The sequence below is a fragment of the Staphylococcus sp. FSL W8-0774 genome (genome assembly GCF_038006785.1).
In the GTDB taxonomy this organism is placed as follows: domain Bacteria; phylum Bacillota; class Bacilli; order Staphylococcales; family Staphylococcaceae; genus Staphylococcus; species Staphylococcus pasteuri.
In genome coordinates this window covers 638,722-651,343 of record NZ_JBBOVW010000001.1, presented here as the reverse complement: position 1 = coordinate 651,343, position 12,622 = coordinate 638,722, and the positions used below count along the sequence as shown (strand labels likewise).

Annotated in this window: 15 protein-coding genes and 1 pseudogene; 11 read left to right on the top strand and 5 right to left on the bottom strand. The window is 30.6% G+C overall.

Annotated features, from left to right (window positions below):
• Positions 1-10: 10 nt before the first annotated feature.
• The 4 genes and pseudogenes from NSQ15_RS02965 to NSQ15_RS02950 all read left to right on the top strand — a co-directional run bounded on the left by NSQ15_RS02965 (position 11) and on the right by NSQ15_RS02950 (position 4,229).
• On the top strand, positions 11-838 hold the full coding sequence (locus NSQ15_RS02965; RefSeq protein ID WP_070453748.1) for an amino acid ABC transporter substrate-binding protein: 828 nt from the start codon (positions 11-13) through the stop codon (positions 836-838).
• Between the two features lies 1 nt (position 839).
• Entirely contained in the window at positions 840-1,523 is a 684-nt protein-coding gene (locus NSQ15_RS02960; RefSeq protein WP_029055842.1) for an amino acid ABC transporter permease, read from the top strand.
• A gap of 11 nt (positions 1,524-1,534) precedes the next feature.
• Positions 1,535-2,224 carry an amino acid ABC transporter permease gene (locus NSQ15_RS02955; protein ID WP_340746927.1) on the top strand — a complete coding sequence of 230 codons (690 nt, stop codon included), beginning with the start codon at positions 1,535-1,537 and terminating at the stop codon, positions 2,222-2,224.
• A gap of 279 nt (positions 2,225-2,503) precedes the next feature.
• A pseudogene (locus tag NSQ15_RS02950) lies at positions 2,504-4,229 on the top strand (IS1182 family transposase).
• Here NSQ15_RS02950 and yut read toward each other — a convergent pair.
• Positions 4,180-5,091: an urea transporter gene (yut, locus tag NSQ15_RS02945; RefSeq protein ID WP_017638558.1), complete on the bottom strand. Its 912-nt coding sequence runs from the start codon at positions 5,089-5,091 to the stop codon at positions 4,180-4,182. The pseudogene NSQ15_RS02950 and the gene yut sit on opposite strands and share 50 nt — an antisense overlap.
• 264 nt (positions 5,092-5,355) lie before the next feature.
• Here yut and NSQ15_RS02940 point away from each other — a divergent pair, with 264 nt between their 5' ends.
• From NSQ15_RS02940 to NSQ15_RS02910, 7 genes are read left to right on the top strand one after another with little or no spacing between them, the layout of a single operon-like run.
• Entirely contained in the window at positions 5,356-5,658 is a 303-nt protein-coding gene (locus tag NSQ15_RS02940) for an urease subunit gamma (RefSeq protein ID WP_017638559.1), read from the top strand.
• A gap of 13 nt (positions 5,659-5,671) precedes the next feature.
• Positions 5,672-6,079 (top strand): urease subunit beta, encoded by a 408-nt coding sequence (locus NSQ15_RS02935; RefSeq protein WP_017638560.1) that lies wholly within the window; start codon positions 5,672-5,674, stop codon positions 6,077-6,079.
• Positions 6,079-7,794: an urease subunit alpha gene (ureC, locus tag NSQ15_RS02930; RefSeq protein ID WP_046467140.1), complete on the top strand. Its 1,716-nt coding sequence runs from the start codon at positions 6,079-6,081 to the stop codon at positions 7,792-7,794. Before NSQ15_RS02935 ends, ureC begins: the two co-directional genes overlap by 1 nt.
• 14 nt (positions 7,795-7,808) lie before the next feature.
• Positions 7,809-8,261, top strand: coding sequence for an urease accessory protein UreE (ureE, locus tag NSQ15_RS02925; protein WP_017638562.1), 453 nt, complete (start codon positions 7,809-7,811; stop codon positions 8,259-8,261).
• Positions 8,254-8,943 carry an urease accessory protein UreF gene (locus NSQ15_RS02920; protein WP_046467139.1) on the top strand — a complete coding sequence of 230 codons (690 nt, stop codon included), beginning with the start codon at positions 8,254-8,256 and terminating at the stop codon, positions 8,941-8,943. Before ureE ends, NSQ15_RS02920 begins: the two co-directional genes overlap by 8 nt.
• 12 nt (positions 8,944-8,955) lie before the next feature.
• A complete protein-coding gene (gene ureG / locus NSQ15_RS02915; protein WP_070453588.1) occupies positions 8,956-9,570 on the top strand; it encodes an urease accessory protein UreG in 615 nt (204 codons plus the stop codon).
• Complete coding sequence (locus tag NSQ15_RS02910) at positions 9,570-10,406, top strand: urease accessory protein UreD (protein ID WP_340746925.1); 837 nt, start codon at positions 9,570-9,572, stop codon at positions 10,404-10,406. Before ureG ends, NSQ15_RS02910 begins: the two co-directional genes overlap by 1 nt.
• Positions 10,407-10,755: 349 nt before the next feature.
• On the opposite strand, the gene NSQ15_RS02905 is transcribed toward NSQ15_RS02910, so the two are convergent.
• The 4 genes from NSQ15_RS02905 to NSQ15_RS02890 form a co-directional block, all read right to left on the bottom strand.
• On the bottom strand, positions 10,756-11,097 hold the full coding sequence (locus NSQ15_RS02905; protein WP_029055839.1) for a transcriptional regulator, SarA/Rot family: 342 nt from the start codon (positions 11,095-11,097) through the stop codon (positions 10,756-10,758).
• A gap of 414 nt (positions 11,098-11,511) precedes the next feature.
• Positions 11,512-11,841: a PH domain-containing protein gene (locus NSQ15_RS02900; RefSeq protein WP_046467138.1), complete on the bottom strand. Its 330-nt coding sequence runs from the start codon at positions 11,839-11,841 to the stop codon at positions 11,512-11,514.
• 28 nt (positions 11,842-11,869) lie between these two features.
• Positions 11,870-12,256, bottom strand: coding sequence for a transcriptional regulator, SarA/Rot family (locus NSQ15_RS02895; protein ID WP_340746924.1), 387 nt, complete (start codon positions 12,254-12,256; stop codon positions 11,870-11,872).
• Positions 12,257-12,304: 48 nt separating this feature from the next.
• Entirely contained in the window at positions 12,305-12,592 is a 288-nt protein-coding gene (locus NSQ15_RS02890) for a transcriptional regulator, SarA/Rot family (protein WP_340746923.1), read from the bottom strand.
• Positions 12,593-12,622 lie beyond the last annotated feature (30 nt).

Below are 12,622 nucleotides of genomic sequence, written 5' to 3'. Positions count from 1 at the left end.
GTTAGTATTAATGAGCGTATTTATATCTACTATAGCTTTATCTGCATGCTCAAATGATCAATCACAACGTGCTACTAAAGCTCATCCAAAAGAAATCAAAGTAGCGTTATCGGCAGAAGTAAATCCTCCATATTTATATACTAATAAAAAGAATGAATTTGTAGGACTTGATATGGATTATATGAAATTATTAGAGAAGAAATTACCACAATATCATTTTAAATATGAAGTTGGTGAAGAAGAGTCTAACCTAGTAGGTATAGGTTCTAAAAAATTTGATATGGGAATTAATTGGTTCTTTAAAACACCCGAACGCGAAAAACAATTTTTATATCAAGATGTTCCTTACAGTTATGCATTACCTATGCTTGCAGTTAATAAAAATAATCATGATATACATCAGCTTAGCGATTTAACTAATAAGAGATTAACTCCAATGGCACCAAGTGGTGGTTTATTTTCTATATTAAAACAATATAACAAGTCACATAAAGAACCTATCAATATAGATACGATTCAAGCACCTTCTAATGGAGATAATTTAAAAATGGTTGGTAATCATCGACGTGATGCAATGTTTTTAAATTGGAATACATATAAAGCGATTCAAGAAAAAGTAAATGAAGATGTTAAAATTGGTGGCATTGTTAAAAAAGAACCGCTTCACATCGTTTATAACAAAGATAATCAACAATTACATGATGATATTGATCAAGCTACTCAAGAATTAAAAAAAGAAGGTAAACTTCAAAAATTATCTAAAAAATATTTTGATATTGATGTGTTTGATGATTTAGAAAATATCAATAAGCATAAGAAACAATTGGAGGTGCAATAATATGTCTGCCACACAATGGTTAGATTTATTTAATCAAGTATTACAACAACTTCCTATTACTCTAGTAATGATTATAAGTGCTTTAATCTTTGCCATTATATTAGGACTATTATTAACAATGATTCGTATTAAACAAACGCCTATATTGGCGCCTTGCGTCAGAATATACCAATCATTTATGAGAAGTACCCCACTTCTACTTCAATTGTTTTTAGTATATTTTGCATTACCTCAATTTTTATTAATATTTCATATAAACATTAATCACTTTGACAGATTATTTTTCATAATATTAGCTTTTAGTCTTCATAGTGCTGCTTATTTATCAGAAGTCTTTCGAGCTGGTTATTTATCTGTTGAATATAGTCAGATTGAAGCTGGATTATCAGTAGGTTTAAGCTATCCGAGAATACTAAAAAATATTATCGTTCCACAAGCTTTACGTAACAGTATTCCTAATTTAACGACTCAGATTATAGAATTAATTAAAGATACATCGTTAGCATTTACTATTGGAATTATAGACATGATGGGACAAGTTCAACTTATTATTGGCAATAATTATGGTTTAGGAATGTTAGAAGTATATATTGTTATTTCTATTATATATTGGATGCTCGCTTTGATTGTTCAAGGTGTGTTTACATTAATTAATAAAGTTTCAGAAAAACCATATCAAGCATAGGAGGCAATCAAATGTCATTCATTTTACATACCTTCATTGAAGTTTTAAAGGGTGTACCAAATACAATTGCAATTACACTTATAGCTATGTTGATTGGTATTATTATAGGTACAGTATTTGCGATTATTCGATTGCAACGAATACCTGTACTATCTCAATTAGTAATCGTTTATAATTCATTTTTCAGAAGTACACCGCTCATAGTTCAATTATTCATTTTCTATTATGATTTGCCAGCACTTATTCTATGGTTCAACTCAATTTTTCATACTTCACTTAATCCAGATATGGCACATCCATTGATGATTGCTGCAATCACCTTTGCATTGCATGCGACGGCCTATTTATCAGAATCTATTAAAGGTGGTTTACTTTCTGTTGATCCTAAACAAATTGAAGCTGCTCAAACTGTAGGTTTATCTAAATGGAATGTTTATAGACGCATTGTTTTCCCTCAAGCGTTTGGCTATGCATTACCTAATATTGAAAATCAATTTATTATGTTATTAAAAGGAACATCACTTGCTTTTGCTGTACAAGTAACAGAAATTATGGCGATAAGTACTGAAATTGCTAATGAAGGTTATCAATTTGTACCAGTATATACAGTAGCAGCGATATTTTACTGGGCATTGGCAATTGTTATTGAGTATGTGTTCCATAAAATTGAACATCGCACAACACACTATTTAACATCTTAATAAAAAATTGAGTCTGGGACATAAACCCTAGAGAAATAGCCAGTAAATGAGTTTTAACAAATTCATTTACTGGCTTCTTTATTTACAATACTCCGTATTGTTGGCTCGCTTTCTTAGGGGACAGCTTCAGCCTGTAGTCTTCAGCTTGTCCTGTTCCCTCAAGAGTCTCGCCAAAATACTTTGTATTTATATGTAATTTTACATTGTAATACTTTAAAAAAATAAAGCACTTTCGTATAATTTAATAAACATCACTAAACTAAATTAACGAGGTGCCTTATGTATAAAAATTATAACATGACTCAACTTACTCTACCAATGGAAACTTCAGTTCTTATCCCCACAAATGATATTTCACGACATGTAAATGATATTGTTGAAACAATTCATGACAATGAATTCGACGAATTCAGACATCACCGTGGTGCAACTTCGTACCATCCTAAAATGATGTTAAAAGTGATTCTATATGCCTACACACAATCTGTATTCTCAGGTCGTAAAATAGAAAAAATGCTTAATGATAGCATCCGAATGATGTGGCTATCACAAAATCAAAAACCTTCTTATAAAACAATTAATCGATTTAGAGTAAATCCAAAAGTAGATGCTTTATTAGAATCTTTATTTATTCAATTTTACAGTCAGTGTGTAAAACAAAATCTTATAGATGATAAAGCTATTTTTATTGATGGTACAAAAATTGAAGCAAATGCCAATCGATATACATTTGTATGGAAAAAGAGTATTCAAAACCATGAATCAAAGATGAATGAGGATTCTAAAGCCCTCTACCATGAATTGGTAACCAATAAAATCATACCGGAAATTAAAAAAGATCATGATAATGAATTAACAAAAGAAGAAATAGATTTGATTGGTAGTCACTTAGATAAAGAAATCGAAGATTTAAACCAACATATCAACAATGAAAAATGTACTAAAACAAGAAAACAAATACGTCTCAAAAGAACTAAAATCAAAAAATACAAAAAGCAAATCAATGATTATTTTGAGCGAAAGTATCGATACGAATTTCAAAAATCTATTTTAAAGGATAGAAATAGTTATTCTAAGACAGATCATGATGCGACATTTATGAGAATGAAAGAAGATCACATGAAAAATGGACAACTTAAGCCAGGGTATAATTTACAAATAGCGACAAATTCCCAATTTGTTTTATCTTATAATGTGTATCAAAATCCAACGGATACTAGAACGATGATTCCATTTTTAAATTCAATTCAAGAGACCTACGGTCATTTACCTGAATATATTGTAGCTGATGCAGGTTATGGTAGTGAATCAAATTATAAGGCAATTATAGATGACTTTAATCGAACGCCACTCATAACATATGGAATGTTTATAAAAGATAAAACTAAAAAATATAAAAGTGACATCTTTAATACTCAAAATTGGAACTATGACGAAATTAATGACGAATTCATTTGTCCGAATAATAAACGGCTAGGTTTTAAAAGATATGCCTATCGTCATGATAAGTATGGTTATAAGCGAGACTTCAAATTATATGAATGTGATGATTGTTCAGAATGTCCTCTGAAAAATCAATGTATGAACTTCAATTCAAAAACAAACAAAAAAATAATGAAGAATTATAACTGGGAATATTTTAAATCCCAAATTAACAAAAAGCTTTCAGAACCAGAAACAAAAAATATCTACAGTCAAAGAAAAATTGATGTGGAACCTGTTTTTGGATTTATGAAGGCTATTTTGGGTTTCACTCGGATGTCTGTCCGAGGACTCAATAAAGTCAAAAGAGAACTTGGTTTTGTATTAATGGCACTTAATATAAGAAAAGTAGTAGCTCAACGAGCTGAAAATAATCAAAAAATTTATAAAAAAGACAATTTCTATATTATTTCAATAGAAATTGTCTTTTTTTCACTTATCCAAGAACTTTATGTCCCGGACTCAATTTTTAATTAATTTCTACTTCCTATATCTCTATTTTGACGGCCTGCAAATAACATAATCCATGTTGCTAATATAAATGGCATTGTTAATGAAGGTAACCCAAGAGGTTCAAGCATTGTGTTCAAACCTAGATTTAATAGTACTGCTAGTAATAACCCTAAAAAGGCAGAAAGATATGTATTAATTGACGTTTTAAATGTTGAGCCTAAAGCTATTGCAGTTAAAATTAAATTATATCCAAATAGTCCTTGGTTGATGTTATCAGTGTTACCACCTAATAAACCAACAATTAAATAACCAATAATACTTCCTACAATTGCAAAAACAAACGCTTTTCTTGAGCCAATTAAAATTCCAATAAGTATTAATAATCCAGCCCATACACTAGGTATTAAAAATACTTCACTAAACCCATCTAAAATGGAATGTAGTAAATTTAAATGATGACCAGAATTACTTGTCACTGGTTTAATGGTGTTTGGTAATAAATTTAATGGTGTTTTCACAGCTTTTACTTGTTCAGATATAGAAACTGCAAACCACGTCACAATGACAAAGGGTGCTGTAAGCATTGCTATTCCGTATGGCTTTAACCATTCTCTTATTGCTGATCCAACAGGTAATGTTAATATTGTTGCCATCAATGTAATTAGAATACCTGCCCAGTTTTCATTTAAAAATAATGTCAAAGCTATTGCAGTTAATACAGGATTAAAACCTGCTAATCCATTATCTATTTCTTCTTGAGAATAGTTAATATATGGCGCAAGTATGTATGCAATGATACTTCCAATTAATGCACTTATACCGACTTTCCAATTACCAACAAATAATGCAATTAATATAAAAAGCCCTGTGTAATGATTATTAATTAATAAAACTTGTGAAATGTTTTTCAAAATGATTTGAATGGATTTCATGAACTTTTCCCCCAATTCGACAATGAATATGATACAACAATTTAATATTAATGTGTATTAATTTGATATAAAGAATGTAAATGTTTTACTAATTAAAAAATTCAAATAATATTAGTAAACGCGCTGTAATCATTAAAAGTTTTGCCCATTTTAATTAAATTTTTAAATTTATGGAATCGTTATACTTGTTTAAAATTAAAAATCGTCCTAATATAAAATTTGCAAGTTTATTGCGAACTTTATTTCGGGAAAGAAGGGATTATTTTGCACTTTACACAACGTGAACAAGATAAACTAATGATAGTTGTAGCTGCAGAAGTTGCTCGTCGCAGAAAAGCGCGAGGACTTAAATTAAATCATCCAGAAGCACTTGCATTAATTAGCGATGAATTATTAGAAGGTGCTCGTGACGGTAAAACTGTAGCTGAATTGATGAGTTATGGTAAAACAATTTTAAATGAAGAAGATGTTATGGATGGGGTTGCAAGTATGATTACTGAAATTGAAATTGAAGCAACATTCCCAGATGGAACTAAATTAATCACTGTCCATCATCCAATTGTCTAAGGAGGACATAAATATGATTCCTGGAGAAATTAGAGTAAAAAAAACAGATATTGAAATTAATCCAAATTCACCTGAAACAGTTATTGAAGTTAAGAATGTTGGAGATCGTCCTATTCAAATTGGCTCACATTTCCACTTTTTTGAAGCTAACTTAGGTTTAGAATTTGAAAGAGACAAAGCATATGGTAAACATTTAGATATTCCAGCTGGTGCCGCTGTCAGATTTGAACCTGGCGATGTAAAACACGTGCAACTAGTAGAGTATTCTGGTAACCGTAGAATTTATGGTTTCCGTGGATTCGTTAATGGTCCAATTGATGGCTCCCGTGTTTATCGCCCTACTGGTGAAGACGACGAGTACGCTGGTGTTTATAATGACGAAGGTCATGAAAATACCAATAAAAAAGGTGGTAAAAGATAATGAGCTTTAAAATGACTCAATCACAATATACAAGTTTATATGGTCCAACAGTTGGAGATGCAATTAGATTAGGCGACACTAACCTATTCGCAGAAGTTGAAAAAGATTATGCCAATTATGGTGACGAAGCAACTTTCGGTGGCGGAAAATCTATCCGTGATGGTATGGCTCAAAATCCTAACGTGACTCGTGATGATAAAAATGTAGCCGATTTAGTTATAACTAATGCAGTCATTATTGACTATGACAAGGTAATTAAAGGCGATATCGGTATTAAAAACGGCTATATTTTTGCAATCGGTAAAGCGGGTAATCCAGATATTATGGATAACGTCAATATAATCATCGGAAGTACAACAGATATTATTTCTGCTGAAGGTAAAATTGTTACAGCGGGTGGTATTGATACACACGTTCACTTTATTAACCCAGAACAAGCTGAAGTTGCTTTAGAAAGTGGTATCACTACTCATATTGGTGGCGGAACTGGTGCATCTGAAGGTGCAAAAGCAACTACAGTTACACCTGGACCTTGGCATATACATCGTATGTTAGAAGCTGCTGAAGCATTACCTATCAATGTAGGTTTCACAGGTAAAGGGCAAGCTGTCAATCATACAGCACTTATTGAACAAATTCACGCTGGGGTTATTGGTTTAAAAGTACACGAAGACTGGGGTGCAACGCCTTCAGCTTTAAGTCATGCTTTAGATGTTGCAGATGAATTCGATGTCCAAATCGCTTTACATGCTGATACATTGAATGAAGCTGGATTTATGGAAGACACTATGAAAGCAATTAAGAACCGTGTGTTACACATGTACCATACTGAGGGTGCTGGTGGTGGTCACGCACCTGACTTAATTAAGTCCGCTTCATATTCAAATATTTTACCTTCATCTACAAACCCAACTCTACCTTATACACATAATACTGTAGACGAACATTTAGACATGGTAATGATTACTCACCATTTAAATGCTTCTATTCCTGAAGATATTGCATTCGCGGATTCTCGTATTCGTAAAGAAACAATTGCTGCAGAAGACGTATTACAAGATATGGGAGTATTCAGTATGATTAGTTCTGACTCTCAAGCTATGGGTCGTGTAGGTGAAGTGATTACACGTACTTGGCAAACTGCTCATCGTATGAAAGAACAACGTGGTGCTTTAGAAGGCGACTCAGAATATAATGATAACAATCGTATTAAACGTTATATCGCTAAATATACTATTAACCCTGCGATTACACATGGTATTTCAGAATATGTTGGCTCAATTGAATCAGGTAAATTAGCTGACCTTGTATTATGGGATCCTGCGTTCTTTGGCGTTAAACCTGAACTTGTAGTTAAAGGTGGTTTAATCAATGTAGCAGTTAACGGTGATGCTAATGGCTCTATTCCAACTTCAGAACCTATGAAATATCGTAAAATGTATGGTCAATATGGTGGTAATATCACTCATACAGCAATGACTTTCGTTTCTAACACTGCATTTGAAAATGGTATTTATAGACAACTTAACTTACAACGTATGGTAAGACCTGTTAAAAACATTCGTAACTTATCTAAAGCAGATATGAAAAATAACAGTGCAACACCTAAATTAGACGTTGATCCACAAACATATGAAGTATTTGTTGACGGTGAAAAAATTACAAGTGAAGCTGCTACTGAGTTACCATTAACTCAAAGATACTTCTTGTTCTAGGAGGAAAATTGTTAATGATTATAGAAGAAATTCAAGGCAATATTGCTAATTTATCAGCTGATGAAAAAAATAAACATGTAGAAAAAGTTTATCTAGAAAATTCTGACTTAGTTAAACGTATCCAACGCGTAAAAACGGATCATGGTAATGAAATTGGTATTCGTTTGAAACAACCTATCGATTTACAGTACGGTGATATTTTATATAAAGATGATACAAACATGATTATCGTTGATGTAAATTCTGAAGATTTACTTGTTATCAAACCACGTACATTAAAAGAAATGGGAGATATTGCCCATCAACTTGGTAATCGTCATTTACCTGCACAGTTCACAGAAACTGAGATGTTAGTACAATATGACTATCTCGTTGAAGATTTACTTAAATCTTTAGGTATTCCTTATAGTCATGAAGATAGAAAAGTAAACCAAGCGTTTAGACATATAGGACATTCTCATGATTGATCATCAAAATTTACGCTTATTTCAGTTCTGTGATTCACAGTTTCCAACCGGTGCATTTAGTCATTCATTCGGCTTGGAAACATATATTCAACATGAAGCGGTACATGATGATTTAACATTTGTTCAATGGTTAAAATTATTTTTAAATGAACAGCTAACTTATTCTGATGGTTTAGCAATGAAAATTGTATACGAAGCCTTAGACAATAATGATGTTGATAAAATCTTACGTATGGATCGACTTATCTTTGTTCAAAGTTTACCTAAAGAAACTCGTGTCGGGGCTAAACAAATGGGCACTCGAATGGTGAAATTAGCTATGGAATTATACGATAGTGAATGGATTCAATGGTATCATGAACAAATGAAAAATAAAAAAGCTAAGTTACATCCAGCAATTTGTTTTACTATGCTTGGTCATTATTTAGGCGTTGATATTAGTACAATTATTGATTATTATCTCTATCAAAATGTATCTAGTCTCACGCAAAATGCAGTAAGAGCTATTCCCTTAGGTCAAACTGCCGGTCAAAAAGTAGTAACTCAAATGATTCCTTATATAGAAGAAACACGAAATCATGTTTTATCTCTTGATGAAAGTGACTTTGGTATGACTGCGCCTGGATTAGAATTAAATCAAATGGAACACGAAAATGTAAATGTAAGAATATTTATTTCATAGGAGGTCAAATATATGACTGAACCAATTAAAATTGGAATTGGTGGACCTGTTGGTGCAGGTAAAACTCAATTAATAGAAAAAGTTGTTAGACGTCTAGCTAAAGATATGAGCATTGGCGTTATAACAAACGATATATATACAAAAGAAGACGAAAAAATCTTAGTCAATACAGGTGTCTTACCAGAAGATAGAATTATCGGTGTTGAAACTGGTGGTTGTCCGCATACAGCAATTCGTGAAGATGCTTCTATGAACTTTGCTGCTATTGATGAATTGTTAGAAAGAAATGATGACATCGAACTTATTTTCATTGAATCTGGTGGCGATAATTTAGCTGCAACATTTAGTCCTGAACTTGTTGACTTTTCAATTTATATTATCGACGTTGCCCAAGGTGAAAAAATTCCACGTAAAGGTGGACAAGGTATGATTAAATCTGATTTCTTTATCATTAATAAGACAGACTTAGCACCTCACGTTGGCGCTTCTTTAGACCAAATGACTGAAGATACAAAAGTATTTCGTGGTGACAGACCATTCGCATTTACAAACTTAAAAACAGATGAAGGCCTAGATGAAGTTATTGAGTGGATTGAACGAGATACGTTACTTAAAGGATTATCATAATGTCTCAACAATCTTGGACAGGTCAACTTGATTTAACGGTTTTTAACAATGGTAAACGTTCTGTAGCACGTGACATCTTTTTTGAAAAGGCATTAAAAGTCATACGTCCTGTTTACCTAAATGGGTCAACTACCCCTACTTTCTATATTATTAATGTAGGTGGTGGTTACCTTGATGGTGACCGTTATTCTATGAATTTCAATATTGAAGATAATGCTAGTGTCACATTAACGTCTCAAGGTGCAACAAAAATTTATAAAACTTTAAAAGATCATGTTGAACAATATCAAACTTTCCAATTAAAACCTAATGCTTATATGGAATACGTAGCTGATCCAATCATTGCTTATGAAAATGCTAAATTTTATCAACACAATCGTTTTGATTTAGATGAAACAAGTGCGATGTTTTATACCGATATTCTCACACCTGGTTACTCATCAGATGATAAAAACTTTTCATATAAATATATGCATTTAGTTAATGAAATTTATATCAATAATGAACTCGTAACATACGACAATCTTATGTTAAATCCTGAAAAAAATTCAATTGATTCTTTAGGTTACATGGAAAATTATACACACTTAGGCTCAGCATATTTTATTCATCCTAGTGTAAATCAAAAATTCATTGATGAAATTTATAATCAAATTAAACACTTTGATAAAGAATTAAACTGTCGATTAGGTATAACTCAATTACCTACTCATGGACTTTCAATTAGAATTTTGTCTAACCGTACGCAGTATATAGAATCCATACTTGAAAAAGCCCAATCTTATATTGCTAATGAACTGTATGATAGAGAAATTAACTTTTTAAGAAAATATTAAATTAAAAGGCATGCTTACAAATGTAACCATGCCTTTTTCAAGCTAAAAAATAAGGATGAAGCTATATTATGTAGTTTAGATGCTATTCAATTTGTGATCAATGGATACTCTTTATCGTATTAACAATAAAAACACATTCACTAACCATTAAATAAATCTCTTTTCTATTTAATAAACTTTCTTACTGATCAACATCTATCATTTCCTAGCTACCCTATTAAATGGAGCATATCATATAAATTTATATACTCCATTCCACTTCTCAATTCCAAAACCTACTTTTCCATTACATCAATCACCTGAATTTGAACCCTTAATATAAGAAATACAATATAATAAAACGAGTTACTTAGATATATTGTTCTAATTCATCAATGAGCTTTTTAATTTTATCTTTTTGTTCTTTAGTTACATATACTATAACTGTACGTTCATCATGAACACTTCTTTTTTTCGATAATAAATCTAACTCTTTTAGTTTTTGTAATGCTTTTGTTAAGTAATATGGTTTAAATTCAGAACATGTCGCAATTTCTTTAGAAGAAATCTCAGTAGAACCACTTTTTAAGATATAATTCAAAATATAAATTTCCTCATAATTCAAATTATATTTCTTTTTAGTGTCTCTAAAGAACTTTTTCACTTGAAATGTAGCTTCTACTAAATCATTAATATTTTTTATTTTTGCCATTTTAAAAACCACTCCTCTGATGCACATCTTGTTGTAGCAAGGCTCACATAATTTCATCTAACTGAATTGAACTCCACCCATGTTACAAAGTTCATTTTAAACAAACAAGTATAAAAATTCAATAATTTTATTACTCGAATTTGCATTTATATATTTATTACTTTTCACAAACATTTATTTAACTTTATTCAAGGTTATTAAAATATGCATATCAAAATTTTAATACTTTTAATTATTGGTTATATTTTAATTATTTTATAATAACTATCTGATTAATTGACTTTTTAGAAGTAATTCTACATGTTTAAACTTTTAAAATAAAAAAGCGATAAGCCAGAAAAAATTAAGAATTAATTTATTCACGGTTTATCGCTATATTAATAATTTTAATTCAGCTGATTTTGAAACTCTAAATTACTTTGATTGTAATTTTTCTTTAACAAAATCAACAAAACTTTGTACATCGTTAGATTTAAAATCGTGCATTGGAATTTTACCAATATTGAAATCAAAAGTGATTGTTTTACCATCATATTGTATATCATTAACTTCATCATACCCAATACTTCTATAATAAAATTGTCCATTCATATCTACATTCATTATAATTCTTTCTGAAGTAGCTATAAATGCACCTTCAAATTGTGACTGTCCCCTAACTTCGTAATCCATAATGCCTAATACAGAAGGCCCTTTTTTCTCTGTTGGAAATAAATCATTGGGATTTACATTATCTAAAATCATATGTTAACTCCTTCTATCACTTACTAATTTACAAGTTCTTCATTCCTTGTTTTAAAGTATTGTAACATGATTCAATAATAGAAAGTATTAAGGATGCTTTACAATCGTTCAATTTTAATATAATCGTTCTTTCATCTTCTAAACTACGTTCTTTGATTATATAGCCTTTTTGATTTAACTTTTTTATTATAGAACTTAAAGAAACTATACCTACTTGAGTTTTATATCTCATATACTTAACTGTCATTTTATTATCATTATTAAGTAATATTGCTAACAAATACACCTCTTCCAAAGAGAGATTATTAATCATTAATTGCTCATCCATATCATCAAGTACCTCACCACATTTAATAAAATATAAAATGTGGTTACTTACTCTCTGATTTATAACTATCTTTCGAGATTCTAGCATCTCATCAATTTCATTAAATAATAAATGAATTTTATTCTTCTGTTGTTCTTACATAGTAATAACCAATTTTCGTTGATCTTTGTCATCACGTTCTTTTGATATCCAATTGTTTTGATACAAATATTGCAACATTTTTAAAATTGAAAATTTCGATCGCTTATTATACATTTCGAGTTGGCTAATATCTATATGCTTATTTTCATCATATAAATATAATATAAAGTAGAGTAATTTAACATGATTTATAGTTAAATGGTATGAATATTTTAAATAATCATTAGCTAATTTAACTAACATATAGTGTGCTACAAAACAGTTCATTTTCACATATGACATGACATATCTTCCTCTCTACTAATCAGTCAT